25 protein-coding genes and 3 pseudogenes are annotated in these 24,751 nt (G+C 68.8%); 18 read left to right on the top strand and 10 right to left on the bottom strand.

Going from position 1 to position 24,751, the window contains the following annotated elements; translation table 11 throughout:
- The gene (locus ACW4TU_RS09475) at nt 1-2,157 is read right to left on the bottom strand and encodes an MMPL family transporter (RefSeq protein WP_457426570.1); all 2,157 of its coding nucleotides are present in this window, start codon (nt 2,155-2,157) and stop codon (nt 1-3) included.
- 115 nt (nt 2,158-2,272) lie between these two features.
- Here ACW4TU_RS09475 and ACW4TU_RS09470 point away from each other — a divergent pair, with 115 nt between their 5' ends.
- From ACW4TU_RS09470 to ACW4TU_RS09455, 4 genes are all read left to right on the top strand, one after another.
- Entirely contained in the window at nt 2,273-2,659 is a 387-nt protein-coding gene (locus ACW4TU_RS09470; protein WP_457426568.1) for a DUF302 domain-containing protein, read from the top strand.
- 376 nt (nt 2,660-3,035) lie between these two features.
- Nucleotides 3,036-3,788, top strand: a complete 753-nt coding sequence (locus ACW4TU_RS09465; RefSeq protein WP_457426566.1) for a recombinase family protein — start codon at nt 3,036-3,038, stop codon at nt 3,786-3,788.
- A 4-nt stretch (nt 3,789-3,792) separates the two neighbouring features.
- Nucleotides 3,793-4,017: a hypothetical protein gene (locus ACW4TU_RS09460; RefSeq protein ID WP_457426564.1), complete on the top strand. Its 225-nt coding sequence runs from the start codon at nt 3,793-3,795 to the stop codon at nt 4,015-4,017.
- A 400-nt stretch (nt 4,018-4,417) separates the two neighbouring features.
- A complete protein-coding gene (locus ACW4TU_RS09455; RefSeq protein ID WP_457426562.1) occupies nt 4,418-4,885 on the top strand; it encodes a MarR family winged helix-turn-helix transcriptional regulator in 468 nt (155 codons plus the stop codon).
- 263 nt (nt 4,886-5,148) lie between these two features.
- Here the strand turns inward: ACW4TU_RS09455 and ACW4TU_RS09450 are convergent, their stop codons facing one another.
- From ACW4TU_RS09450 to ACW4TU_RS09430, 5 genes are all read right to left on the bottom strand, one after another.
- Complete coding sequence (locus tag ACW4TU_RS09450; protein ID WP_457426560.1) at nt 5,149-5,751, bottom strand: TetR/AcrR family transcriptional regulator; 603 nt, start codon at nt 5,749-5,751, stop codon at nt 5,149-5,151.
- Nucleotides 5,752-6,083: 332 nt separating this feature from the next.
- Nucleotides 6,084-7,079: a 2-hydroxyacid dehydrogenase gene (locus ACW4TU_RS09445; RefSeq protein ID WP_457426558.1), complete on the bottom strand. Its 996-nt coding sequence runs from the start codon at nt 7,077-7,079 to the stop codon at nt 6,084-6,086.
- Between the two features lie 329 nt (nt 7,080-7,408).
- Nucleotides 7,409-8,254 (bottom strand): isocitrate lyase/PEP mutase family protein, encoded by an 846-nt coding sequence (locus tag ACW4TU_RS09440; RefSeq protein ID WP_457426556.1) that lies wholly within the window; start codon nt 8,252-8,254, stop codon nt 7,409-7,411.
- A gap of 2 nt (nt 8,255-8,256) precedes the next feature.
- Nucleotides 8,257-9,570, bottom strand: a complete 1,314-nt coding sequence (locus ACW4TU_RS09435; RefSeq protein WP_457426554.1) for an amidohydrolase family protein — start codon at nt 9,568-9,570, stop codon at nt 8,257-8,259.
- Between the two features lies 1 nt (nt 9,571).
- Complete coding sequence (locus ACW4TU_RS09430; protein ID WP_457426552.1) at nt 9,572-10,492, bottom strand: MBL fold metallo-hydrolase; 921 nt, start codon at nt 10,490-10,492, stop codon at nt 9,572-9,574.
- Between the two features lie 527 nt (nt 10,493-11,019).
- On the opposite strand from ACW4TU_RS09430, the pseudogene ACW4TU_RS09425 reads away from it, so the two are divergent.
- The 6 genes and pseudogenes from ACW4TU_RS09425 to ACW4TU_RS09400 form a co-directional block, all read left to right on the top strand.
- A pseudogene (locus tag ACW4TU_RS09425) lies at nt 11,020-11,170 on the top strand (IS630 family transposase); the annotation flags it as partial.
- Between the two features lie 182 nt (nt 11,171-11,352).
- On the top strand, nt 11,353-11,661 hold the full coding sequence (locus tag ACW4TU_RS09420) for a GNAT family N-acetyltransferase (RefSeq protein ID WP_457426550.1): 309 nt from the start codon (nt 11,353-11,355) through the stop codon (nt 11,659-11,661).
- A 31-nt stretch (nt 11,662-11,692) separates the two neighbouring features.
- On the top strand, nt 11,693-12,103 hold the full coding sequence (locus tag ACW4TU_RS09415) for a (4Fe-4S)-binding protein (protein WP_457426548.1): 411 nt from the start codon (nt 11,693-11,695) through the stop codon (nt 12,101-12,103).
- Between the two features lie 72 nt (nt 12,104-12,175).
- Nucleotides 12,176-13,093, top strand: coding sequence for an NADP-dependent oxidoreductase (locus ACW4TU_RS09410; protein ID WP_457426546.1), 918 nt, complete (start codon nt 12,176-12,178; stop codon nt 13,091-13,093).
- Nucleotides 13,094-13,460: 367 nt separating this feature from the next.
- Complete coding sequence (locus ACW4TU_RS09405; protein WP_457426545.1) at nt 13,461-14,267, top strand: MBL fold metallo-hydrolase; 807 nt, start codon at nt 13,461-13,463, stop codon at nt 14,265-14,267.
- A 105-nt stretch (nt 14,268-14,372) separates the two neighbouring features.
- Complete coding sequence (locus tag ACW4TU_RS09400) at nt 14,373-14,792, top strand: nuclear transport factor 2 family protein (RefSeq protein WP_457426543.1); 420 nt, start codon at nt 14,373-14,375, stop codon at nt 14,790-14,792.
- 205 nt (nt 14,793-14,997) lie between these two features.
- On the opposite strand, the gene ACW4TU_RS09395 is transcribed toward ACW4TU_RS09400, so the two are convergent.
- Nucleotides 14,998-15,543 carry a winged helix-turn-helix transcriptional regulator gene (locus tag ACW4TU_RS09395; RefSeq protein WP_457426541.1) on the bottom strand — a complete coding sequence of 182 codons (546 nt, stop codon included), beginning with the start codon at nt 15,541-15,543 and terminating at the stop codon, nt 14,998-15,000.
- An 88-nt stretch (nt 15,544-15,631) separates the two neighbouring features.
- On the opposite strand from ACW4TU_RS09395, the gene ACW4TU_RS09390 reads away from it, so the two are divergent.
- A complete protein-coding gene (locus ACW4TU_RS09390; protein ID WP_457426539.1) occupies nt 15,632-17,227 on the top strand; it encodes a phytoene desaturase family protein in 1,596 nt (531 codons plus the stop codon).
- Between the two features lie 465 nt (nt 17,228-17,692).
- On the opposite strand, the gene ACW4TU_RS09385 is transcribed toward ACW4TU_RS09390, so the two are convergent.
- A complete protein-coding gene (locus ACW4TU_RS09385; RefSeq protein ID WP_457426537.1) occupies nt 17,693-18,025 on the bottom strand; it encodes a MarR family winged helix-turn-helix transcriptional regulator in 333 nt (110 codons plus the stop codon).
- 243 nt (nt 18,026-18,268) lie between these two features.
- On the opposite strand from ACW4TU_RS09385, the gene ACW4TU_RS09380 reads away from it, so the two are divergent.
- The 4 genes from ACW4TU_RS09380 to ACW4TU_RS09365 are packed head-to-tail and all read left to right on the top strand — an operon-like array spanning nt 18,269 to nt 20,436.
- Nucleotides 18,269-18,466, top strand: coding sequence for a hypothetical protein (locus ACW4TU_RS09380; protein WP_457426535.1), 198 nt, complete (start codon nt 18,269-18,271; stop codon nt 18,464-18,466).
- Between the two features lie 20 nt (nt 18,467-18,486).
- On the top strand, nt 18,487-18,687 hold the full coding sequence (locus tag ACW4TU_RS09375) for a hypothetical protein (RefSeq protein ID WP_457426533.1): 201 nt from the start codon (nt 18,487-18,489) through the stop codon (nt 18,685-18,687).
- Entirely contained in the window at nt 18,680-19,711 is a 1,032-nt protein-coding gene (locus ACW4TU_RS09370; RefSeq protein ID WP_457426531.1) for an LLM class flavin-dependent oxidoreductase, read from the top strand. The genes ACW4TU_RS09375 and ACW4TU_RS09370 overlap by 8 nt, the downstream gene beginning before the upstream one ends.
- Before the next feature lie 17 nt (nt 19,712-19,728).
- Nucleotides 19,729-20,436, top strand: a complete 708-nt coding sequence (locus ACW4TU_RS09365) for an NADPH-dependent F420 reductase (protein ID WP_457426529.1) — start codon at nt 19,729-19,731, stop codon at nt 20,434-20,436.
- 456 nt (nt 20,437-20,892) lie between these two features.
- Here the strand turns inward: ACW4TU_RS09365 and ACW4TU_RS09360 are convergent.
- A pseudogene (locus ACW4TU_RS09360) lies at nt 20,893-21,130 on the bottom strand (IS701 family transposase); the annotation flags it as partial.
- 72 nt (nt 21,131-21,202) lie between these two features.
- A pseudogene (locus tag ACW4TU_RS45675) lies at nt 21,203-21,514 on the bottom strand (hypothetical protein); the annotation flags it as partial.
- 239 nt (nt 21,515-21,753) lie between these two features.
- On the opposite strand from ACW4TU_RS45675, the gene ACW4TU_RS09355 reads away from it, so the two are divergent.
- The 3 genes from ACW4TU_RS09355 (at nt 21,754) to ACW4TU_RS09345 (ending at nt 24,699) form a co-directional block, all read left to right on the top strand.
- The gene (locus tag ACW4TU_RS09355) at nt 21,754-22,926 is read left to right on the top strand and encodes an NAD(P)/FAD-dependent oxidoreductase (protein ID WP_457426527.1); all 1,173 of its coding nucleotides are present in this window, start codon (nt 21,754-21,756) and stop codon (nt 22,924-22,926) included.
- A gap of 68 nt (nt 22,927-22,994) precedes the next feature.
- Nucleotides 22,995-23,300 (top strand): (2Fe-2S)-binding protein, encoded by a 306-nt coding sequence (locus ACW4TU_RS09350; RefSeq protein WP_457430001.1) that lies wholly within the window; start codon nt 22,995-22,997, stop codon nt 23,298-23,300.
- Nucleotides 23,284-24,699: an FAD-dependent oxidoreductase gene (locus tag ACW4TU_RS09345; protein ID WP_457426525.1), complete on the top strand. Its 1,416-nt coding sequence runs from the start codon at nt 23,284-23,286 to the stop codon at nt 24,697-24,699. The genes ACW4TU_RS09350 and ACW4TU_RS09345 overlap by 17 nt, the downstream gene beginning before the upstream one ends.
- The last annotated feature ends 52 nt before the right edge of the window (nt 24,700-24,751 follow it).

Below are 24,751 nucleotides of genomic sequence, written 5' to 3'. Positions count from 1 at the left end.
TCAGTCGTGGGAGAAACGGATATCGGGCAGGACCCTGCGCAGCCACGCGGGGCTCCACCACGCGGCGCGGCCGGTGAGGCGGAGCAGGGCGGGGAGCAGAACGAGTCGGATGAGGAAGGCGTCGAGGAGAACGGCGGTGCCGAGGACGATGCCCATCTCCTTGGGCGGGAGCGGCTCGGCGAGGGCGAAGGTGAAGAAGATGGCGACCATGACGCCCGCTGCGGCGAAGATGACGCGGCCGGAGTGAGCGAGGGCGGCGGTCATGGCCTTACGGGGGTCGCCCGTGCGCTCGAAGTGTTCCTTGGCGGAGGAGAGCAGGAAGACGGTGTAGTCCATGGCGATGGCGAAGATCATCGCGAAGAAGAAGACCGGACCCCAGCCGTCCAGGAATCCCTGCGGGTCGAAGCCGAGCAGATCGGCGCCGTGGCCGTCCTGGAAGATCAGCCGGGCGACACCGAAGGCGGCGGCGGTGGCGAGGAGATTGGTGAGCACCCCGAGGGCCGCGATCAGCGGGGCCTGGAGGGCGATGAGCAGCAGGACGAAGCCGAGGGCCAGGATGACGCCGATGACCAGCGGGGCCTTGTCGTCCAGGGCCTGCTTGAGGTCGAGGTTCTCCACGGCCGCGCCGCCGACCGACGCCTGGCTCGGGAGTTCGGCCCGGAGGGTCTTCACGGTATGTGTCAGTGATGCGTCGGAGGGGTCGACCGACGGCATGGCCTGGATCAGGCTCCAGTGCGAGCCGTCGGCGGCCGACTGGGTGGGCAGGACGGCGGCGATACCGTCGGTGGAGGCGAGGGTGCGGGCTGTGGCCTGTGCCTGGGCGGTGGGCGTGACGATCTGGAGCATGCCGGGGGCGCCCTTGCCGAGGGCCTGCTGCACCATTGCGTAGCCCTGCCGTGAGCTGTCGGAGGTGGGGACGACGGTGATGGACGGCATCGCGGTCTTCAGCCCGAACACCGGGACGGCGAGCGCGACCAGGACCAGCACCGCGGGAACCCCGTAGCGCAGCGGGTGCCGCCACAACTGCTCGCCCCAGGCGCCGAAGCGCGGGGAGACGACCTGGTCGGTGCGGGTCCGGGGCAGGGCGAGCTTGTTGACGCGCGGGCCCAGCTTGCCGAGGACGGCAGGCAGCAGAGTCAGAGTCGCGACGAGCACGAAGACGACGGAGAGCATGATGCCGACGGCCATGGTGCGGACCGCCGGGGCGGGCACGAGCATCACGGCGGACAGGCTGACGAGCACGGTCAGTCCGGACAGCAGGACGGCCTTGCCCGCGGTGTCCATGGTCTCCTCCACCGCGCGGCGTGGGTCGCTGTGGCGGGCGAGGGCGCCGCGGAAGCGGATGACGAGGAAGAGCGCGTAGTCGATACCGAGCGCCAGGGCGAACATCAGGGCGAAGTCCATGGCCCAGATGGAGATCGGCGTGACGTGGCTGATCAGGACCAACGAGCCCACGGAGGCGGCCAGCCCGGCCATGGTGAGCAGCAGGGGCAGGCCGGCGGCGACGAGTGAGCCGAAGGCGATCACGAGGACGACCAGGGTGACCGGCCAGGACAGGATCTCGGCCTTGATCATCGCATCCAGGTTGGCGGTGTTGAAGTCGCTCCACAGGACGGACGCCCCGGTGGCCCGCACGTCTATGCCGTCGGTGGACAGCGCGCGCAGCGGATCCTTGAGGTCATCGGAGGCCCGCACCATGTCGTCCGGGTTGGCCTTGGCGCCGCCCAGCAGCACGGCGGTCCTGCCGTCCCGGCTGATCGTCGCCCCGGCCCGAGGCTGGACGACCTCGGAGATCCGGTCGTCGGTGGTCAGCAGCTTGGTCGCCTTGGCAAGCACGGTCCTCACGGCGGGGTCGGTGACCGGCCGGTCGGCGTGGACGACGACCTGGATCGCGGTGGAGCCGGTGCCGCCGAAGTGCTGCTGGGCCAGCTCCCGGACCGCGACGGACTCCGATCCGTTGCTCTGCCAGCCCGCACCGGACAGTGCGGTGGTCACCTGCGGCGCGAAGGCACCGAGCACGGCGACCACGATCAGCCACCCCGCCAGGACGGTCCTGAAGTGGCTCGCTGTCCAGTCGCCGAGGCGTCCCAGCGGGCCGGGGGAGGAGGGTGGGGACGGTGGGGCTCCGGTCTTCGGGGCGTGGTCGACGCTCGTCATGGAATCCTCCTGAGATACCCCGGGGGGTAATTTGGTCTGCGGCGACGAGCGTACACGATACCCTGGGGGGTATTATTGGGTGTGTTCGCATGCTTGCCCATCAGTGGAGAAACCCGTGAGCTACGACCGCACCGTCATCCTGACCAGTGACTTCGCCACCACGGTCGACGCCGTACGCGAAGCCCTCGCCGCCCAGGGCTTCGGCGTCCTCACCGAGATCGACGTCACGGCGACCCTCAAGGCCAAGCTCGGCCACGACATGGAGGACTACCTGATTCTCGGCGCCTGCAACCCGTCCCTGGCCCACCGCGCCATCGAAGCCGACCGCGCCATCGGTCTGCTGCTGCCCTGCAACGTCGTCGTACGCCGAGAGGGCGAGCAGACGCTCGTCCAGGCCCTGGACCCGAACACCATGGTCGCTCTTACCGGTCTGCCCGCCCTGCAGCCCGTCGCACAGGAGGCCGCCGCCCGCCTGGACGCCGCCCTCGCCTCGCTCGCCTGACTGCCGGTGAGATCCCTGCCTTGCGAGGAGCGGCCTGACGCGCCGCTGTGGAACCCGATCCTCACCGGTCGCTCCGTGCGGGGCGCAGGCACGACAGCGCCCAGTTTTCCCCGGCAACGCCTGACGCCCACCGCGTCCGGTAACCACCACCCGCACAGGTCGTGGTCGCCGGGTGAGGGCTCGCGAAGCTGCCACCGCGTAGCTGTGCGTGACAGCCATCGCGTGGCGCGTTCTCACGAATGACCCTTTGCCCGAGCAGGATCAAAAAGGGTCGGGCGAAGATCACCAAGAAGCGGATCGACTCTCAGAACCCGTTCGCGCTCAAAGGCGGCAGGAGGGGAGTTCTACGACTTGCGTTGTGCGAAAATCCGGGTCCATGACGGCCCCTCAAGAATCGTCCGCTGGGCCTGAGTCCGAAGCCGATCTCGTCGAGCGCCATCCGTGCCCGAAGTGCAAGGCCGCCCCCGGCTCGCCGTGCCGCTCGCGCAGCGGCGCAGTCACGAGCGCCTACCACACCGGCCGCTTCACCAAGGTGCCAAAACTGGCGAAGGAGCTGCGGGTGCCGGCCCCGGCCAATCGAGGGCCGGGGCAGCCCTGGAGGCCCGGCAAGTCGGTGCCCGCGGCCGTCGATCCCAGTCTGCCGAGCGCGGACATCCGTATCGGCTATGCGCGTTGCTCGCACCTCAGCCAGGAGCTCGACTCGCAGCTGGACGCGCTCGCCAAGCACGGCATCAGCAGAGACAAGATCTTCAGCGAGAAGATCAGCACCCGGATCAAGGTCCGCCCGCAGTTCGAGGAAGCGCTGAAGACCGCCCGGGAGATCAAGGCGCACGCCCCGCACTGCCGGGTCATCTTCACCGTGTTCGAGATGAAGAGGCTGGGGCGTGACGCGGCAGAACTCACCACCCTCGCGGACCATCTGACTGAGCACGGCCCGGTGCTGGAGATGCTCGCCGGGCCGCTGCCCGGCATCTACGACCCCACCGGCCCCGGCAAACTGCTGTTCGGCTTCTTCGCCGCGATGGCGGAGACGCAGCGGGAGAACATCCGGGAGTCGACGCTGGCTGGGGGGCTGGAGACCGCGGCCCGCAAGGGCAAATACGCCGGCCGGCCCCCGGTCATCAAATGACGACATGCTGCACAGCGTGCTGCGGCGCAAGGCGCATGGCGAGTCCGTCGAGCAGATCCAGCCCGCCCTGATCATCCCCACCGGCAAGCGCAAGGAACAGAACCCGTCGGTCGCCAGCATCTACCGGGCGCTCGCCGAGCACGAGAAGACCCAGGCGTACCCGGAGGCAGTCGAGACGGCACACGCCGACTTCGCCGCCCTTCAGCAGTGTGACCGCAGCCCCAATTAGTCACTCAGTGCTACATGTTCGTTCGCCGTAGCTATACGAGAACAGGGCCGTGAGGGAGAGCATGAAGCGGTGCTCGACCTGTACGAAGGCGTGCCGCATGTCTTCCGCGGCCTCGCGTCCGACTCCCCCGAGTCGAAAACCGCGATGGCGCACGCTGCGGCCTTCTTCGACGGATATCTGGATCGCTGACGCAGGGGCAGACGCGCCGCGCTTCGATTCCAGGCAGCTGCCGCATGGAGGCAAGGTACGTATCCGTATCGGATCACCGACGCTCGGTGGCCTGCGAGTGCAGGACCGGACAGGGCCGCCCCATGATCTCCGGCCGGACAGCACCTTCTCCACGGCCACCGAACCGACCGGCATCCAGATGACGCGTCAACAGCTCGTTACACTCCCTGGTATGACCGACACACCGCGCTGGCTCACCGAGTCGGAGCAGCACGCCTGGCGCAGCTTCGTACGGCTGCAGGACAAGCTCCTCGGCCGGCTGGCCCGCGAGGTACAGGCCGAGTGCGGCCTGTCCCAGGCCGACTACGGGGTGCTCGTCCACCTCACCGAGGTACCCGAGGGCCGACTGCGCCTGCTGGAGCTCGCCAAGGCGGTGGAATGGGAAAAGAGCCGGATGTCCCACCACATCAACCGGATGACCAAGCGCGGTCTGGTCGTCCGGGAGGAGTACGCCGAAGACGCGCGCGTGGCGTTCGTCGTCGTCACACCCGCCGGCCGCGAGGCCCTCGCGGCCGCCGCCCCGCGCCATGTCGAGCGGGTCCGCCGCCTTTTCATCGACCCACTCAGCCCGGCGGAACTCGCCATGTTCGCCCAGATCTCGAACCTCATCCTCGAAGGGCTGGAGGACAACTGCGCGTGAGCGCGACGCGGTAACCGCACCGTGCGGCTCACCGGCGTCCGCATCCCCGTCCATCACGCCGGCCCAAGGGAACAGACAGAAGAGGTCGAGGTCGCCGTGAGCTGACTCCCCGCAGTGCAAGCTCCGCACAGAGAACCAGGGCCGAGTCGTTGACGAACGCGGTGGAAGACACCGGGCGTCGGGCCTTATCACCGCAGGTGATTTTCAGGAGAGCCCATACGTGTCCGCGTCGCGCCACCAAGCCGCTTCGGTAGATCGCTCGGTTAAGGCTGGGCGACGCCGACGCCGCGCAGGATCACGTCGACCAGGTGCTCGACATCAGGGCGCTCAGGATGGGGAGCTCGGCCGGTGGCCGCGAGCACGCTGCGCTCCCACAGCGCGCCGAACAGCAGCAGCGAGATGTCGCGGGCGCAGTCGGCCGCGATCTCGCCCCGGGAGCACGCGCGCTCCACCGAGCGCTGTACCAGGTCCTCCCGCCGCTCGCCGACCTCGGCGCTCACCCGGGCGAAGAGGTCGGGGTGGAAGTGGGCATCAGCCATGAGCCTCGTGCCGGCCAGTCCGCGTGACCCGTGCATCATGACCGAGTAGTCGACGCCCAGCCGCACAAGTTCGTCCCGCAGTGAACCGAGATCCTCGTCGACCAGCCCGGGGGTGAGCTGTTTGAACGCGTCGACGAGCAGGGCAGTCCGGTCCGACCAGCGCCGGTAGAGGGCTGGGCGGCCCACGCCGGCGCGCGTCGCGACGATGTCGAAGTTGAAACCGCTCCAGCCCTTTTCGGCGTAGCAGTCGATCGCTGCGCGCAGGACGTTGTCCCGCAGTTCGGGATTCTCCGGCCGTCCGATGCGTCGCTTGGTTGGGGAGGGCACGGATGTCAGGCTACTCGATCGGTTCGCAGCGCCAACTTCTGTCCTGGGCGTTGGTGAGGGCGGGGAGGAGACGGCGGTTCGCAGCCGCGGTCCGGGCCGCCGAGTCCGCAGCGGCTTGTGCGTGGTTAGCCCCAAGGCGTACCGGCCGATCATTCGATCGAGGCCGGAAGCCACAGTGGCGGGTGTGCCCTTTCACCGTCGTCCACCGTCGTCCACCGGCGGCTCGACGCCTCGTGTCGGCTGTCCCGGCGCAGGTGCTTTTCGGGCAAGAGCGGCGATGTGCGGGTGCCCGTGGGCGCCTGGGGTGTCGCAGGGCAGGCACACAGGTCTCTTCAGTAATCCGAGGCTCGACCTGGATCACGGCTCCGGAATCGGCGTGATGGGATCCCCCGTGGTGAGGACGGCAACGACGTTTCTGCGGCGAGGTCTGCCATGCGCCGACGGGTCTCCACCGTTGCGGAGCCCAGATGGGGGGCGAGAACGACGTTGTCGAGGGTGCGCAGCGTCGGATGCGTCTCCGGCTCGTTCTCGTAGACGTCGAGGCCGGCGCCGGCGATCGTCCCGGTGGACAGCGCCTGGGCCAGCGCCGCTTCGTCCACGATCGGTCCTCGGGCGGTGTTGATGAGGAACGCCCCCGGTTTCATGCGCCTGAGCGCTGCGGCGTCGATCAGGTGCCGGGTCCGCAGGGTCAGCGGGCAGTGCAAGGACACGACGTCCGACGTCTGCAGCAGCTCGCTGAGCCCGACCGCTGTGGAGAGAGCCTCGGTGCGGGCCTCGCGACGGGAGTGGTGCACGATCTCCATGCCGAACGCCGCGGCGCGCCGTGCGACGGCCCTGCCGATGTGGCCCATGCCGATGATCCCGAGCCGTTTGTCCTGCAGCCCGGTGCCGAGCATGAAGGACACGTCCCAGTTCCATGCCGTCCCGGACCGCACCAGGCGGTCGCCTTCCACGACGCGGCGCGTGACCGCCAGGATGAGGGCAAGGGTGAGATCGGCCGTGGCGTCAACCAGCACGCCAGGGGTGTTTGTGGCCACGGCCCCGTGCTGGACGATGGCCTTCGCGTCGAGATTGTCGTAGCCGACGGCCGTGTTCGCCACGATCCTCAGGTTGTGGCCGGCCGCATCGAGAACATCCGCGTCGATCCGGTCACTGAGCATGGTGACCACAGCCGTCGCTCCGGCGACCGCGTCCCGGAGTTCCGGAGCGCTGAGCGGGCGGTCGTGCGGTGAGACCCAGACATCGCCCATCGAGCGCAGCTGCCCAAGAGCGCTCTCCGGAAGTGCCCGGGTGACCACGATCCGCGGGAGGTCGGGGTGGGTCGTCATGAGAAGCGTCCTTCAGTGGTGGCGTGGATGGCGGTTGGCTGTCTCGGTGAGCCCGGTGGACCATCGGCTCAGCCGCGAACCGTGCGCCGGTGGTCAGCTGGACCGCTGCGCCTCTACCCGGACCACGCGAATGGTCTCCGAGCCGACCTGTGGTCGGCTGATCTCGTCGGCCGGATCGATCGCGGGTGCACAAGCGGTCTGGACCGACCCGTCCGGTGCACCTCGCGTCGGTTGGGCAACACACCGCGGTACACCGGATGTGGCCCACCTTCGCGGCCGGGTTCCGGTGGCGCCGGTGCGGTTCCGGCAGGGAGGAACGAGGCTCCTCGTTACTCGATCAGTCCGTAGCGCCGGGCTGCTTCCCTGCTGTCCGCGATGCCGAGGAAGTCGTCGTAGTCCCACAGCGAACCGAATCGGTCCTCCAGGGAGACGGTGGACTCCTCTTTCGCGAGGACCTTGAACGCGGCCTCCATGCCTGCCTTCGCGGCGATGTGCGCGAGGGCGTAGTAGAAGACAACGTCCGTGCCCTGTCGTGCGTGGTCGACGGCCGACTGCCCCTGGATGTCGATCGCGAAGACGGGCACGGTCGCCTCCTTGCGGAGCAGCGCGTACGACGTCTCGTCCAACGGCTCGGGGGTGGCGATGAAGATCCCGTCAGCCCCGGCCTCCTGGTAGGCGAGGACGCGGTCGACGGCGGCTGCCGGGCCTTCGATGCCGGCCGCGTCGGTCCGCGCGATGATCATGAAGTCGGCCGAGGTACGGGCGTCGAGTGCCGCCTTGACCTTCTCGACGGCCTTGGGCACCGGCAGTACCCGGGGCTGCATGGTGAGGTGCTTGCCGAAGTCGTGGTCCTCGATGTGTGTGCCCGCCGCTCCGGCCCGCTCCAGTACCTGGACGGCGCGGGCGACGTGCAGCGGATTGCCCCACCCGCCCTCGCCGTCGACGATGAGCGGGACCCCGACCACCGGAGCCAGGCGGCGGACCTGGTCGGCCATGTCCTCCAGACCGAGGTAGCCGATGTCGGGGATCCCGTACTTCGACGCGCCGGTGGCGTAGCTGCCGACGTAGGCGGCCTGGAATCCGGCTTCACGCACCAGCAGTGCGGAGATCCCGTCGTAGACCGACGGGACGATCAGCGGCTCGTTCGCGGCGATCGCTTCCTTGAGCGACGTCATGGTCATCCTTCTTCCCAGGCCGCGCGCAGCGCCGGCCGGTCGATCGGAACGCCGCCGATGATCACTTGCGAGATCCGGCGGGTGTGGGCGATGTCCTCAAGCGGGTTGGCGTCGAGAACGAGCAGGTCGGCGCGCTTGCCCGGCGTGATGCTGCCGCGGTCGTCCAGACCCAGGAGTTGGGCGGGCAGCAGCGTGGCGGCCCGGATCGCCGCCGGTGCGGGCATCCCGGCCCGCACCATCGCTTCCAGCTCCAGGTGCTCGGCGAAGCCGAGGAACTGGGATCCGACGCCGCTGTCGGCCGACAGCAGGACCCGGACGCCGCTCTCGACGAGCCGGCACAGTCCGCTCTCGAGGACTTCGTAGGCCTTCTGCCAGTCGGTGTCCACCGATGCGGCGAAGGCTTCCACCTGGGCGCGTACGGCGGCCCGGTGGGCAGGGGGCACGGTCTCGGCCAGTGCGGGGTCGTCCAGCCACGCGGTGTCGCCGAAGAAGCCTTTCTGGATGCTCATGGACGTGAACACGAAGACGTCGTGTTCGACAAGGAGGTCGATGAGTTCCTGGTCCGGGCCGGGTTCGCGGACCATGTGGGCGATCCCGTCGGCTCCGGCTCGTACGACGGCCTTGGCGTCGTCGAGTTCGAAGATGTGAGCGATCGCCCGTAGGCCCTGCGCGTGCGCCTCAGCGATGATCGCCGCGGAGATCTCCGGCCCGAACTTCGCCTTCTGCCCCCACCGGTCGTCCACCCAGAACTTGATCACGTCGGGCTTCCGCTTCGCGGCGGCGAGTTCCCGCACCGTGCGACGCGCCTGCCCAGGGCCGGTGACCTCGTGCAGTACATCGGTGGCGAAGAACGGTCCGGCGTTGGCCGAGCCCGGGGTCGGTGCGACCAGCCCGCTTCCGGCGCTGAACAGCAGTGCCAGCTCGGGGTCGGCCAGCTCACCGGACCGCTGTGCGTCCCTGATGGCCAGTTCGATGCCGTCCCGGTCGGTGCCGAGGGACTGGAAGACGCTGACCCCGTAATAGGTGAGCCGGCGCAGGTGGTCCAGGACGTTCTCGCGCGAGTAGTTGCGCGGGTGTGTCTCACCGTCCTTGAGATACCCGATGTGTCCGTGCGGGTTGACGATCGTCGGCATGACCGTCTTGCCGCCGAGGTCGACCCGGGTCGCGCCTTCGGGGACGGGCACGTCGCCGGCCGGGCCCGCAGCGTCGATGATCCCGTCGCGTACGGCGATCACCGCGTCGTCCAGCGGCGCGCTGCCGTCGCCGGTGATCAGCCGGCAGCCGGTGTAATACGTGGTGGGGTTCGTGGTGGGCATCTCACTGCTCCGGAATGATGCGGAAGGAATCGCCGTGGCTCTGGATGCGGCCTGCGCTCGGGGTGCCGAAGTGCGTCCCGATCACGAGCGTGGAGGTGTCGGCGAACCGCTCCAGAAACGCCCGCCGGGTCTCGGCCGACGCCTTCTGGTCGGTGTCCAGGCTGGCCGACCAGTCGGGACGCCCGACCTGGCAGGGGGCGTGCATCAGGTCCCCGGTGATCACCGCGCTCTCACCCGTGGACTCGATGAGTACCGCGACGTGACCGGGCGTGTGACCTGAGGTGTCGATCAGCGACACCTCAGGTGTGACGTGGCCGCCCGCTTCGGTGAACGTGATCAGACCGGCGTCGGCGATGGGCCGCACGGAGTCCTCGTACACCGCGACGCCGTCGACCATGTCGTGCGCCCACTCCGTGTACCCGTCGCCGGATCCTGCACCGCCGCTGCGCGCCTCCGCGTACGCCTTCCAGTGGTCGAACTCGTGCCTGACGAAGAAGTACTCGGCGTTCGGGAAGGTCGGCACCCACGCGCCGTCCACCAGCTGCGTGTTCCAGCCGACGTGGTCCACGTGCAGGTGTGTACAGACGACACCGTCGACCTCGGCCGGGGACCAGACCTTCTCGAACCGCTCCAGGAAGTCGGTGTCGAGCATGTGGAACATCTCCATGGCGCGCTTCTTGCCGTTGCCGATGCCGGTGTCGATCACCAGCTTCTTGTCCGGCGTCTCGACCAGGAGGGCGTGGACGCTCATGTTGATCTGGCCGTCCTTGACGTAGACGGGCCGTAGCCAGTCGATCTCCTCGATCTCCGCGCGGGTCGAACCAGGCAGAGCGTCGCCCAGCCACTCCAGCGGCATCCAGTGGGCGACCTCGTCGACCTTCGTGACGGTGACGTCACCGATGTTCCATCGCTCCGTTGCCATGGATCTCTCGCTTCTGCTTGATCTCGTCGGGAGCCCGGGTGCGGCCCCGTTTTGAGTTTCGAACGAAAAGTGTACGTAAGTCAATGCTGGTGAGCGGCTTTCTTTCCGGGCTGGGGAGTCCCGTGTCTGGCCGGCGCGCAGGGATGTGCAGCGGGAGCAGCGCCCCGACCCGTCGGGGAGCGGAGCGGATCAGTTGATGCGAGGGGCCGGCCGACGGACGGACCACTTGATGGACCGGCTGTAGGGAGGATTCCGAAGACGGCGCTCTCGCGGACACTCATGTTCAGGCAAACGGTCCGGGGCGCCGAGCTGGGGCGAGGTGTGGATGAGAAGCACCTCAGGAAGGACCGGCGACGCAAAGGGTGTGCTCCGGATGGTGCGGAAGCCGTCGTCGATGCCGTCTGGGTGATGCGGCCACCCAGGAGTTGTCCTGTGCCACGCCCGAACCCGTCCGGCGGGTCATGTGCCGCTGATGGTGTCCGCCAAAGCACAACAAGCAAGTACATGACCCAGAGTTCCGTGGGGCGGTGGCCGGCCGGGAACGGCTCACGGTGGTCCTGCTGCCCGGGTACGCACCCGAGCTCAACCCGGGCGAGGGTCTATGGGTGGGCGCACATCAAGCGGAGTCTGGTCAACTTCGCCACCCGCACCCTCAGCGAGCTGCTCCGCAGACGACTTCTCCGAGTCGCCTCCCTGTCACCCCATCAGAAAAAGTAGACACATCAATCTACACCCCTGTACTTTAGTAGACGCGTCAACCAGGCTCCGACGCTGGGGCGGCCGCTGTCTCCAGCTACACCGTCCTCGAGGTGCTACCGGACGGCGTTCCCTCGATCTGGGTCGGCTCTCAAGGAGGACATGTGACCATCAAGGTCATCGACGTGCCTGAAGCACGTCGCTACGAGGCACGGATGGACGGCGACTCCGCGGTGGTCGGCTTCGCGGAGTACATCCGCACGGCGGAACTGATCGCCTTCGTCCACACCGAGGTGGCCCCGGAACACGAAGGCAAGGGAGTGGGGTCCGAGCTGGTGCGGACCTCCCTCGACGAGGCCCGCACCGCGCGGCTGCGAGTGCTGGCCACCTGCCCCTTCTACGCGGGCTGGATCAACCGCCACCCGGCATACGCCGACCTGCTGTACCAGGCCCGGAGCAAGGTCAGCGACTGACTGGCCGAAGACGCAGTGAAGAGAGGCCGACATGAGCGGCGAACCCCAGAAGAAGGCGTACAAGGCGCAGGGCATCACCGTGACCTTCGAGGCGACGCGCTGCCTGCACGCCGCCGAGTGCGTCAACGGCCTGCCCGAGGTCTTCGACGAGAGCAGGCGCCCGTGGATCCAGCCGGATGCCGTCCCGGCCGACAGGCTGGCCACGGTGGTGCGCCGCTGCCCATCGGGTGCTCTGCAGTACGAACTGGCAGATGGCGGGACGGAGACTCCCGACCGGCCCACCCGGATCACCCCGACGCCGGTCGGCCAACTGGTCGTGCGAGGCGAGCTGTCGCTGGACACGCCGCAGGGACCGCGCGCCGAGACCAGGGCCGTGCTGTGCGGTTGCGGGCACAGTCAACTGCGGCCGTACTGCGACCACTCGGGCGCCTGCGGCCGGTGATGCCGACGGCGACCGCCACCCACCCCGCTTCCCGAGAAGTCTTTTCCCACGCAAGAGCATGGAGCTGAGCAGATGTCCCTTGCAGTGCAGTTCTCCGAGTACGGCAGCAGCGAAATCCTGCGTGTCGAGGATGTCCCGGCACCCACTCCCGGCCCCGGGCAGGTGCGGCTCGCGGTCCGGGCGGCAGGCGTCAATCCGATCGACTGGAAGATCATGCAGGGGTTCATGAGCCAGATGATGCCCCTCGACCTCCCTGCGGGCCTCGGGTCCGACGTGGCCGGCGTGGTGGACCAGGTCGGCGAGGGCGTCACCGCGTTCTCCGTCGGCGATGAGGTGCTCGGGACACCGCTCACCCCGGCCTACGCCCAGGCCGCGGTTGCCGACGCCGCCGCGCTCGTTTCCAAGCCGGCCACGGTTTCCTGGGAGGTCGCCGGAGTCCTGGCGGGTTCGGGCGGAACCGCGTGGACGGTCCTCGATCGCCTCAAGATCGGCAAGGGAGAGACCCTGTTGATCCATGCCGCCGCCGGTGGCGTGGGCACTTTCGCGGTCCAGCTCGCCGTGGCCCGTGGCGCACGTGTGATCGGTACCGCGAGCGAGGGCAACCATGAACAACTCCACTCTCTCGGCGCGATCCCGGTGACCTACGGCGAGGGTCTTGCCGAGCGGGTACGGGCGATCGCCCCCGAGGGAGTCGACGCCGTGCTCGACGCCTCCGGCCGCGGTGAGATCCCGGTGTCGATCGAACTCGCGGGAGGCCCCGAGCGCGTCCTCACTCTCGTGGCCTTCGACGCCGGCCAGTTGGGCGTCCACGTCCACAGGGGTGGCCCGAGCGGGAACGGCATCCGGGCCCTGCACGACATTCTTGCCCTCATCGAAGAAGGACGGCTCCGGGTCCCGATTTCGCGCACCTTCCCCCTCGCGGAGGCGGCTGCCGCGCTCGATCTGAGCCGTACGGGCCACCTCGGCGGCAAGATCGTACTGCTGCCCTGAAGGCAGGCGTTTGCGTCCACTGCCGAGGGGCCTCGAGCCGGCGACGTCGTTCGTATCGCCTCCCGAATCGTCGTAGGTAATCTCCGGGTCCTCGTCCAGAAGTTCGGGTACGTCCTGGGCGCCAACGCCAGGATCAGTGGGCTGACCGGGGCCGGCTTCGGGGCCTGTTACGAGCGGCTGATCGCGGACGGCTCGTTCGTGACGGATTCCGGGACCGCGGCTCGGGGTGTGCCGCGTTGCGGCAGGCCGGGCCCCACCGCATCGTGGAACTCGCCGCCGCCTATGGGGAGCTTGCCAAGGCAGCCGTCACACACTGCCCGCCCTCCTCCTTACCCCACCCCCCTCATCGTTTCCCGAAGGAATCACTGTGAGCACGCTCGACTTCAAGGTCATCGACCTGGATTTCCCCGTCGGTTCGAAGAACAAGACCGCCACCCTGATCACGGGTGAGGAGCAGGTGTTCCTGATCGACGCCGGGTTCACCCGCGCCGACGGCCACCGTCTGGTCGCCGAGGTCCTCGACTCCGGCAAGACGCTGACGAAGGTGTTCATCAGCCATGCCGACCCCGATTTCTACTGGGGCGCGGAAGTCATCGCCGACGCCTTCCCCGAGGCGGAACTCGTCGCCACTCCGCTGGTGATCGAGCACATCGGGGCTGCGTACGAGGGCAAGCTGAAGGCGTGGGAGGCGGTCGGTGCCAACCGTCCCACCCGCCTGGTCGAGCTGACCGAGCTGACCGGTGACATCACGTTCGAGGGTCATGTCTTCGAGCTCAAGGGCGGCCACCCCGGCCTGCCGGACCGGCACTACCTGTGGCAGGCGGAGCACCGGGCGATCGTCGCCGGCGTCCTGCTCTTCCACAACGAGCACGTCTGGGTCGCCGACACCGCCACCCCCGCCTCCCGCGCCGTGTGGACCGGGCTGCTCGACGAGATGACGGCCCTGGCCCCCGCCTTCGCCGTCCCCGGCCACCGGCTGCCCACCGACACTCTCGACGCGAGTCCGATCGCGTACACGCGTGACTACCTCACCGCGTTCGAGGACGAACTCGCCCAGGCCGACAACGGCGAGGCATTGACGAAGGCGCTCATCGCCCGCTACCCGGAATCCGGGATGCTCATCGCCGCCCAGCTCGGCGCGAAGGTCGCCAAGGGCGAGATGACCTGGGGCTGACCCGCCCCTTCCCTCGGCCGGTGCCGGCGCTCCACCGACAGCCCGGCACCGGCCACCACTCCCAACGTTCGCCGGGCGCCTGCTCTCCTCAGAAAGATCGCCACCATGACCGAAACAACCGACTTCCACAGGTCCACCGCGCCCGCCGACGTGGTGCGGCGCCAGTACCTCGCCTCCGCCCACGGCGACCTCGAAGCCCTGCGGGCCACTCTCGCCGATGACGTCGAATGGACCGAGATGGCGGGCTTCCCGCTGGCCGGCACCTACCGCACCCCCGGCGGGGTCACGTCCGCGGTCATGGAGCAGCTCGGCAAGGACTGGGCCAACTGGATCGCCCACGACGACACCTACGTCGTGGACGGGGAGAGCGTCGTGGTCCTGGCCCGCTACACCGCCACCAACAAAGCAACCGGCAAGGACATCGACGTACGCGTCGCCCACCACTTCGTCGTACGCGGCGGCCGCATCGTACGCTTCGAACAGTTCGTGGACACCGCCAAGGTGCGGGAAGCCATGCCTGCCTGACACATACTCACCGAGAAGCCGCTTGGGGTAACCAGTACACCGAACGGAACGGCGGTCGTTCTCGGCGCCGGGCCCCCGGGCGATGCTGCGGGGCCGGGGCTCGCCACGAGCAAGCGAAAACATCTCGACCAGGTCTGGCGGACCGCCTGTCGCGGCCGGCCGGACCTGGCATCACCCCGACCACAGGCTCCCCGCTGAACAGCGGTCAGCTGGTACCCGGCGCTGCCGCATCCGCCCGAGCGGGCCTGGCGCCGGGGCCCGGCGCGGCCACCAGGTCCCGGGCGGCGGTGATTTCGTGACCAGCGGCACATACCAGCGCTGTCCTTACGGGCTCGTCACAGTCATGGTGATGCAGTGTGACGGTGGACCCCTCGGGCCCGACGAGCCAGTGGTCGGCCCAGTCGATCAAGGCCACCAGCGCGGGGACAAGGCCGCGGCCCTTGTCGGTCAGCCGGTACTCCTCACGGGCGCGCGATCCCGGCTCCTGATAGGGGCGCTTCTCCAGAAGACCTTCCGAGACCAGGTCGCGCAGGCGTGCCGAGAGCACTCCGGAGCTCACGCCCACGTGGGTCAGGAACTCGTCGAATCGCCGGGTGCCGAAAAACGCCTCACGCATGATCATGCCCGCGGTCTGCGGAGTCAGCACCCGCAACGCCAGCGCGATCGAGTCCGGTTCCAGATCCCAGGCACCCCTGTCCCAGGGCAGGGATGCCCCGTGAGCAGTGCCGAGTGGCTCGAGTGCCTCAGTCATGTCTTCTCCGCTCGCCCGTCTTGCCGTCAGCGTAATCGCCTTCTAGTCTGACTTCGGTTTACCGAAGTCAGGTGAGAAGGAGTGGTGTGTGGTGACTGCCGGAGAGAGCTACCGACGAAGTGCGGTAGGGGATTCCTGGGACGCGATCGTCATCGGATCCGGAATCGGAGGGCTGACCGCGGCAGCGTTCCTGGCCCGTACGGGAAAGCGGGTCCTGGTGCTGGAGAAGCACAGCACCGCCGGTGGCGCCACCCAGGTCTTCAAACGGGCAGGCTACGAATGGGACGCCGGTCTGCACTACATGGGCGAAGTGCACCGGCCCAACGCCGGCCTGCGCAGGATCTTCGACCACATCAGCGGCGGAAAGCTCGAGTGGGAGCGTATGCCGGACGTCTACAACAAGATCGTCATCGGCGACCGCACCTACGAGTACCCCTCGGGGGCCGCACGGTTCAGGGAGCAGATGAAGGAGTACTTCCCGGCCGAGGCCGACGCCATCGACCGGTATGTCGACCTCGTCTTCGAGGCGAACCGGGCCGCGAGTCCTTTCTTCGCGCAGCGCAGCCTGCCGCAGCCGGATGCCGACGCCCTCTACGACGACCTGTGCGGCCCTTTCCGGAGCTTCTCCGACCGCACGGTCACAGAGGTCCTCTCCGAGCTCACCGACGACGAGGAGCTCAGGGCCGTGCTGTGCGGGCACTACGGCGACTACTGCATGGACCCTGGCCGTGCGTCCTTCGGAATGCACGCCATGCTGATCCGGCACTACATCGACGGCGCCAACTTCCCGGTGGGCGGATCGGGCCGGCTGGCGGAGACGATCTGCGACGTGATCCGCGAGGAGGGCGGCGCGGTCCTGGTGGCGGCCGAGGTGAGTTCGGTACTGCTGTCGGAAACCGGCGAGGCCCGCGGGGTGACGATGGCCGACGGCCGGGAGTTCCTGGCCCCGGTGGTGATCAGCAACGCCGGCGCGCTGAACACCATGACGCGGCTGCTGCCGAAGGAGGCCGACACCACGGGCCTCGCCGACAGCTGCCGGGCCATCGGGCCCTCACTCACATGGGTTGTCCTGAACATCGGCCTCAAGGAATCCGCCTCCTCCCTGGGCCTGGACCCTGCCAACATCTGGGCGCACACAGGCCCCGACATCGACGCCCAGGTCGCCGCCTACGAAGCCGATCCGCACAGCCGTCCCATGCCGCTGTACTTCCTCTCCTTCCCCTCGGCCAAGGACCCGGAGTGGGAGACACACCATCCGGGGCGGGCCACCATCGACATCTGCGGCCTGACCGCCTGGTCCCTGTTCGAGCCCTACGCCGACACCGCCTGGATGAACCGCGGGGCCGAGTACGAGGATCTCAAGGAACGCCTGAGCGCCGAACTCCTGGAGCAGGTACTGCGCTTCTGCCCGCAACTGGCCGGAAAGATCGACCACATGGAGCTGGCCACCCCCTTGAGCTTCAACCACTTCCTGGGACGTCAGCACGGCGACTTCATGTCCCTCGCGCACACTCCACAACGGTTCGCAGACCGCGCTCTTGGTACCAGAACACCGGTGACCAACCTGTTCCTCAGCGGGCAGGACGTCGTGGCGGCCGGAGTCAGCGGCGCCATCGTGGGCGGCGTCGTCGCCGCGTCCGCGGTACTGGGGCGTGACGCGCTCCAAGACCTGCCCACCGTGTGATCACTTCCCCGCAGCCAGGTCGCTGTACGCGTCCGCACCACAATCAGCTTGGCCACATGCGACAGCTTGACGGTGGTGTGCTGAACGGCCATCCAGCCCGGTTACTCACCGGGTCTCGCGACACCTGGGCACTGTGGCGTCGCACGTGTCGGTCCGAACCGACACCCGCTTGGTGGGGTCGGTCACGTCTCGGATCTGGCCACCCATGCGGCGGGCGACTCACGGGAGGCACGCAACGGACATTCGATGCGCTCGTTTTTGATCAACTGCGGTTCAGCCCCGGGGAAGCTGAGCCAGCACGTTGCACGAGTGACAGCGACGCCTGCCGCCGACAGCCCGAGGCGTTTGTAACGCCAGGCCGCGAGGCGGGCAGACCGAACGTGGGGGCGCGCTGTTCCGCCGGCGAATTCGTCCGTCTCGGACGGTGCCGTTTCCACCTGCAGTGACCGGCGCGGCAGAACCCGTTCAGGTGTCACGCAACATCTGGAGACGGGTGTGGAGCGTCGCCGCGATCCGGTCGGCTGCCGCGAGCTGCTCCGGCGTGAGGGGATCGACGAAAAGTTCACGAACAGCACGCAGATGAGGCAGGGACACACACCGGAAGGCTTCCGCACCCTCGGGCGTGAGCACCACTTCGGTGCCACGACTGTCAGTGGCACACGCTTCGCGCCGAATCAGCCCTCGCCGCTCCATACGGCCGGTCTGGTGCGAGAGCCGGCTGCAATGCCCGCCGATGTGAGCCGCCAGTTCGGAGGGGCGGAGCCGCCACCCGCTCTCTTCCCGGAGCGCGAGCAGCACGGCGTAGTCGCCCGGCGACAAGGAAGACTCGCGCTTCAGGCGCGCTGCGAGCGGAGCGCTTCCGTCGTCTCGATGAAGTCGCGCCAGATCCGCAGCTCCTCGGCGGTGGGAACTGCCTTGCGTGGCTCTGTCATGGCGTGCCGCCATCCCCTTTGTTGACACGTCAATCATATCGAGCAATACTTGATACGTCAACGAACTGGCTGGCGTGCGCATACGGCCGAGAACGGAGTAAGAGGAACCGTGGCGACCACAGCCTTTCCGCTGGGGCTTGACTCGTTCGGGGAGGACGCGACGGATGCCGACCGCACACCGAGTGACGCCGAGACCGTTCGACTCATCGTCGAGGGGGTGATCGAAACCTGGTGGCAGCACTGGCAGCCGCCCGCGGCCCAACTCGCGGAGGAACGCGGGTTCTGCAAGCCGACAGGCGAACGCTAAGCGTCGATATCGATCAGGGCGTGCTGTTCGCCGGTTCCCCCAAGACGGTCGGCCGCAAGATCGCCACGATGGCCCGCGACCTTCGTCCGAACCGTTTCGACCTCACATACAACGTCATGAACCTGCCCCGCGGCGCCCGTGCCCACTCGATCGAGTCGCCGGGCCGGGAAGTCGCCCCGGGGGTGCGAGAACTGCTCACGAAGGAGCCCACCCATGTCTGATCTCGTCTTCGGTCTGGACACGTTCGGCGATGTGCCGGAGGACGACTCCGGCACCCTCGTTTCCGACGCGAGGGCCATCCGGCAGGTTGTCGAGGAGGCCGTTCTCGCGGATGAGATCGGCGTCGACGCCATCGCCCTGGGTGAGCACCACCGTCCGGAGTACTCGATCTCCACTCCGGAGACCGTGCTCGCCGGCATCGCCACGCGCACCAGCCGTATCCGTTTGGCTTCCGGCGTGACCGTGCTGAGCTCCGACGATCCGGTCCGCGTGTTCCAGCGGTTCTCGACAGTGGACGCGCTCTCGAACGGCCGGGCCGAGGTCATCCTCGGGCGCGGCTCCTTCACCGAGTCGTTTCCCCTGTTCGGATACGACCTGAGCGACTACGACGTGCTGTTCGAGGAGAAGATCGAGCTCTTCGCCAAGCTGCTCGAGGAGAAGCCCGTCACCTGGAGCGGCACCAAGCGAGCTCCTCTCGACAACGCCGATGTCTTCCCCAAGACCGAGTCCGGACACCTGACCACGTGGGTAGGCGTCGGCGGCTCACCCCAGTCGGTCGTCCGCACCGCGCGCTACGGGTTTCCGCTCATGATCGCCATCATCGGTGGTAACCCGGAACGTTTCGCGCCCTACGTCGACCTCTACCAGCGCGCCACCGACCAGTTCGGCACGACCGCCCATCCGGTCGGGATGCACTCACCGGGCTTTGTCGCCGACACGGACGAGGAAGCCCGGGAGCTGCACTGGCCCCGCTACAGGGTCATCCGTGACCGCATCGGCGCACTGCGCGGCTGGCAGCCGGTACGCAGGGAGGAGTACGAGAACGAGATCGAGCACGGCTCCCTCTACGTCGGCTCGCCCGAGACAGTCGCCCGCAAGATCGCGGGTGCCGTCACTGCGCTGGGCGTCGGCCGGTTCGACCTCATCTACACCGCGGGTTCCATCCCGATCAGCGCTCGCCTGCGCGCCGTCGAGTTGTACGGCACGAAGGTGATCCCGATGGTCCGCGACATCCTCGCAGGCTGACCGTGAACGGAGAAGACATGACCAGCGCGGACCTCGGCACGGTCGGCATCCTGGGTGCAGGGAAAGTGGGCACCGTGCTCGCGCGACTTGCCCGGGCAGTCGGCTACCGCGTGCTGATCGCCGGATCGGGCGACCCCGCCAAGATAGCCCTCACCGTCGAAGTGCTCACGCCCGGCGCCGTCGCCGTCACCCCGGCGCAAGCCGCAGCCCGGGCGGACGTCGTCATCCTCGCCCTCCCGCTCGGCAAGTACCGAAGCGTTCCCGTCGAAGCACTGCAGGGAAAACTCGTCATCGACGCGATGAACTACTGGTGGGAGGTCGACGGAGCCCGCGAGGACCTCACAGACCCACAGACCTCGTCAAGCGAGATCGTGCAGGCCTTCCTATCCGGATCACGCGTGGTCAAGGCGTTCAACCACATGGGCTACCACGACCTTGAGGACGGGGCCCGGCCAGGGGGAACACCGGGACGCAAGGCGATCGCAATCGCCGGTGACGATCCGGGCGACCTCGCTACTGCCGCGCACCTCGTTGACGCCCTTGGCTTCGACCCCGTCATGGCAGGCCCCCTTGCCGAAGGCGTACGACTCGAGCCGGGCACCGAGCCCTTCGGCGCCAACGTCGACGCAGGGGAGCTGCGCGCGATGCTCAACCGTTTCCCGTCATCGGAGCGCGGACGGGCTGTCATCAGCGCACGGATCGCTGCTTCAGCCTCTGCCACATGACCGCCAATCCCATGATGTTGTCGGCGTACACGCTCATGCGGCTCTAGCAAGACGGGACTGCCGTTCGTCATGGCGCCTCAAGCTGCGCAGCCCAGGACCGCTGCCCTCATCGCATGAACCCCTGCAAGGACACGGTAGACGGAGGCGACGGATGGGTTCCGGCCCCTGTTCTTGCCTGTGGGGATGAAGAGCTTGGCTGCGATCGCGGGGATGGAGACGCCGTCGGTGCGCAGGGCGCGGGCGTAGTGGGCCATGTCGTCGCCGAAGGACTTGGGCCGTCCGCCGTGGCGGCCCAAGTCTCAGGCAGACGCCTGTCCTTCGAGGGTCGTGTCCCCTGTAGTTGAGGGGCCGCGCGGTTTCCGGACAGGTTTCTGACCGTCTATTACATGTGGCGATTCGCAACTTCTCGTACTCGGCGAGTACTTACCGGTAATTCGTCAAATTCAGCGGTAGAAGTCAATGCCGTGTCCGGTGGTGACGGCGTCGACCAGGGCTTGGAGTTCGGAGGGTGGGTCCGTGCCCGTCCGAGCTCGCCACCATCGGTTGAGGGTGACGGCGGGGGTGAGCCAGGAACGGGGCAGCTCGTAAGGCCCTGGGCCAGCAAGGCGGTTGGGGCCGGTGGGACGGGGCTGGCCCTCCTCTCTGGCGCCTCGTTGGGGCAGGGGTCCGGCGCGGTGGCATCCAGCGGTGCGGGAAGTTCGACGTGGCCGTGCTTTGGGCAGATCACACATGCTCGGAACGCCGCGAACCACTCTCCTGCCGTCACGTTCACGCCGCCCAGCGCGGGGCAGGCCCGGCTGCCGTACACCTCCACCCACTCCCGGGCCGCCGGCGGCCAGTGTGCCTTGCCCGCGGAGAGCACCGCCGCCACGCTCAGCGGCCCACCGTCGAAGACCGACAGGTGCATCCTGTCCACCGTGCCGCCAGGGACCCCCGTCGCTGCGTACACGGATCGCCGGACCGCCTCATCACATTGCACTCCGAACACAGGGGGCCGGGCATTCGCATACACCCCTCGAAGACGCAGCCCCATCAGGTCGGCTACGTCGGCCGGCGGACATCGGTTCACGCGAGCCATCCGATCCACCCACGACGCGAACGCCTCATCAGCCCGCGGAGCTGTGACCAGCGCTAATCGCCGTGGCAACATGCGCCCACCTTCTGAGAGTGACCTGCGTCACTAACATTTTGACGTATTCACTCTCATTTGCACTCTCATGTTGAGGTATTCACTCTCATTTTGAGGTGCCGCACCTCAGCGGCGGGTCGAGCCCAGGCGCCCTTGGCGGGAATAGAAACATGTGACATTGTACTGATGTGAGCAAGCGACTGACCTGCGATGTTGTGGTCATCGGTGCCGGAATGGTCGGCGCCGCCTGCGCCCTGTATCTCGCCAGGGCGGGCCTCGTGACCCTGGTCCTCGACCGGGGGCCGGTGGCCGGCGGCACCACCGGCGCCGGTGAGGGCAACCTGCTCGTCTCCGACAAGGAGCCGGGGCCCGAGCTGGATCTCGCGCTGCTCTCCGCCCGCCTCTGGTACGACCTCGCCGCCGAGCCGGGCATCGGTGGCGCCGTCGAGTTCGAGGCGAAGGGCGGGATCGTCGTCGCCTCCGACGCCGAGGGCATGGCCGCGCTGACCGGCTTCGCCGCCGCACAGCGGGCGGCGGGCGTCGAGGCCGAGGTGGTCGACGCCGGCCGACTCGCCGACCTGGAACCGCACTTGGCCCCCGGCCTCGTGGGCGGCGTCCGGTACCCGCAGGACTGCCAGGTGATGCCCTCCCTCGCCGCCGCCCAGGTCGTCCGGGCGGCCAGGCGGGCCGGAGCCGAGCTGCGCACCGGCACGGCCGTCACGGACATCCTGCGCGCGCCGGACGGTTCCGTGCACGGCGTACGGACGGCGGGGCACGGCGACATCCACGCCCCGGTCGTCATCAACGCGGCCGGCACCTGGGGCGGCGAGGTCGCCGCGCTGGCCGGGGTGCGCCTGCCCGTGCTGCCCCGCCGCGGCTTCGTCCTGGTCACCGAACCGCTGCCGCCCGGGATCGTCCGGCACAAGGTGTACGCCGCCGACTACGTCGCCGATGTCGCCAGTGGCGACGCCGGGCTCCAGTCCTCGGCGGTCGTCGAGAGCACGGCCGCCGGCCCGGTGCTGATCGGGGCGAGCCGCGAACGGGTCGGCTTCGACCGGACCTTCTCCCTCCCCGTCGTACGCCGACTGGCCGCCCAGGCGACTGCGCTCTTCCCGGTCCTCGGCACGGTCCACGCGATGCGCGCCTACCTGGGCTTCCGCCCCTATCTGCCGGACCATCTGCCGGCCATCGGGGCCGACCCCCGGGCCCCGGGGCTCTACCACGCGTGCGGTCACGAGGGGGCGGGGATCGGGCTCGCGGTCGGCACGGGGCACCTGATCGCACAGTCGCTGACGGGCCGGACACCCGACCTCGATCTGACGCCGTTCCGCCCGGACAGGTTCGCGGGGGAGGAGCGGTGAGGAACGTGGAGAGGGCTAAGTGGTTGAAGAAGGCCGAGAGGGTCGAGAAGGTGGAGAAGGTGAAGGAAGTGACTCCGCTGGAGCTGGTCCGGGCCCGGCCCGGACCCCCGTTCACCGTCACCGTCGACGGGGACGAGACCGACGCGTTGCCCGGTCAGACCGTCGCCGCCGTGCTCTGGTCGGCGGGGATCACCTCCTGGCGCCGCACGCGGGGCAGTGGTGCGCCACGCGGGGTCTTCTGCGGCATCGGGGTCTGTTTCGACTGCCTCGTCACCGTCAACGACCGCCCCAACCAACGGGCCTGCCTCGTCCCGGCCGCACCCGGCGACGTGATCCGGACCCAGGAAGGCACCGGCCATGACGAACTCGGGTAGGGCCGTTCTCGCGGTGGTCGGCGCAGGTCCGGCAGGACTCGCCGCCGCGCTGACGTCGGCCGACCGGGGCGTCCGGGTCGTGCTGCTCGACGCCGGCGCGCAGGCGGGCGGGCAGTTCTACCGGCAGCCCGCGGCAGCACTGAGGGCACGCAGGCCGCAGGCCCTGCACCACGCCTGGGGTACCTGGAAGAAGCTGCGGGACCGGCTGGCGGCGCATGTCGCGGCGGGCCGGATCACCCACCTGGCCGATCGTCATGTGTGGCTGGTGGAAAGGGAGTTCGGAGGGGGCGTCGGCTTCGGCGTGCACGCCCTCATCGGTCCCGGGCAGGCCGCGTCGCAGACCGTCACCGCCGACGCAGTCCTCCTCGCCACCGGCGGCTACGAGAAGGTACTGCCCTTCCCCGGCTGGACCCTCCCCGGTGTCCTCACCGCGGGCGGCGCGCAGGCCATGCTCAAGGGCGGCCTCGTCCTGCCGGGCCGTACGGCGGTCGTCGCCGGGACCGGGCCGCTGCTGATGCCGGTCGCGGCCGGTCTCGCCGCGGCGGGCGCCGAAGTCGTCGCATACGTCGAGTCCACGCACCCCGCCGACTTCGTACGGCACTCGGCGACGCTCGCCGCCAACCCGGCGAAGGTCGCCGAGGCGGCCCGTTACGCGGCCCGACTGCTGCGCCACAAAGTGCCGGTGACGGTACGTCACACCGTGGTCGCGGCGCACGGCACCGACCGCGTCGAGGCCGTCACCGTCGCCGCCCTGGACACCCACGGCCGGGTGCGGCCGGCCACCAGTCGGCGGATCGCCTGCGACACCCTGGCCGTCGGACACGGCATGCTCGCGCACACCGACCTCGCCGAGACCCTCGGGTGCGCGATCGACGCCACCGGGGACCCCTTCGTCGTCACCGACGCCGAGCAGCGCACCGACGTCGAGCGGGTCTGGGCGGCGGGCGAGGCCACCGGCATCGGGGGAGCGGTACTCGCGCTGGCCGAGGGCGAGATCGCCGGGCACTCGATCGCCGCCCGGCTGAGGGGAGCCGCACCACGGCACACCGGCCGGGCGACGGCCGCCCGGACCCGTACCCGGCTGCGGAAGTTCTTCGCCGCCCTCGACACCGCCTACGCCCCGCCCGCGCACTGGGCGGAACTGGTCACCGACGACACCGTCGTCTGCCGCTGTGAGGAGGTGACGGCAGCGGAAGTCCGCGAGGCGGTCGAGGAGTTGGGCGCGACGGATTTGCGGACCGTCAAGCTCCTCACCCGGGCCGGGATGGGGTGGTGCCAGGGGCGGGTCTGTGCGCCCGGCGTCGCCGGGGTCGCGGGCTGCCCGGCAGGTCCGACGAAGCGGCCGTTCGCCCGTCCGGTCCCGCTGGGCGTGCTGGCGCAGGAGCCTGAACACCCTTGACATGCAAGGCAGTTGGACCCCGCCCCCACGCATTTCGTTCCCCGTACAACTG

It is taken from the genome of Streptomyces kryoterrae (genome assembly GCF_054072135.1).
The sequence above is the reverse complement of the archived record's forward strand: the minus strand, read 5'-3'. Positions and strand labels throughout refer to the sequence as shown.

Coding starts and splice junctions, on each gene's coding strand:
- ACW4TU_RS09345 (WP_457426525.1), top strand. CDS start 23,284: ATGACGAACTCGGGTAGGGCCGTTCTCGCGGTGGTCGGCGCAGGTCCG.
- ACW4TU_RS09460 (WP_457426564.1), top strand. CDS start 3,793: ATGCTGCACAGCGTGCTGCGGCGCAAGGCGCATGGCGAGTCCGTCGAG.
- ACW4TU_RS09445 (WP_457426558.1), bottom strand. CDS start 7,079: ATGACGACCCACCCCGACCTCCCGCGGATCGTGGTCACCCGGGCACTT.
- ACW4TU_RS09395 (WP_457426541.1), bottom strand. CDS start 15,543: ATGACTGAGGCACTCGAGCCACTCGGCACTGCTCACGGGGCATCCCTG.
- ACW4TU_RS09455 (WP_457426562.1), top strand. CDS start 4,418: ATGACCGACACACCGCGCTGGCTCACCGAGTCGGAGCAGCACGCCTGG.
- ACW4TU_RS09370 (WP_457426531.1), top strand. CDS start 18,680: ATGTCTGATCTCGTCTTCGGTCTGGACACGTTCGGCGATGTGCCGGAG.
- ACW4TU_RS09415 (WP_457426548.1), top strand. CDS start 11,693: ATGAGCGGCGAACCCCAGAAGAAGGCGTACAAGGCGCAGGGCATCACC.
- ACW4TU_RS09410 (WP_457426546.1), top strand. CDS start 12,176: ATGTCCCTTGCAGTGCAGTTCTCCGAGTACGGCAGCAGCGAAATCCTG.
- ACW4TU_RS09365 (WP_457426529.1), top strand. CDS start 19,729: ATGACCAGCGCGGACCTCGGCACGGTCGGCATCCTGGGTGCAGGGAAA.
- ACW4TU_RS09400 (WP_457426543.1), top strand. CDS start 14,373: ATGACCGAAACAACCGACTTCCACAGGTCCACCGCGCCCGCCGACGTG.
- ACW4TU_RS09465 (WP_457426566.1), top strand. CDS start 3,036: ATGACGGCCCCTCAAGAATCGTCCGCTGGGCCTGAGTCCGAAGCCGAT.
- ACW4TU_RS09430 (WP_457426552.1), bottom strand. CDS start 10,492: ATGGCAACGGAGCGATGGAACATCGGTGACGTCACCGTCACGAAGGTC.
- ACW4TU_RS09475 (WP_457426570.1), bottom strand. CDS start 2,157: ATGACGAGCGTCGACCACGCCCCGAAGACCGGAGCCCCACCGTCCCCA.
- ACW4TU_RS09440 (WP_457426556.1), bottom strand. CDS start 8,254: ATGACGTCGCTCAAGGAAGCGATCGCCGCGAACGAGCCGCTGATCGTC.
- ACW4TU_RS09435 (WP_457426554.1), bottom strand. CDS start 9,570: ATGCCCACCACGAACCCCACCACGTATTACACCGGCTGCCGGCTGATC.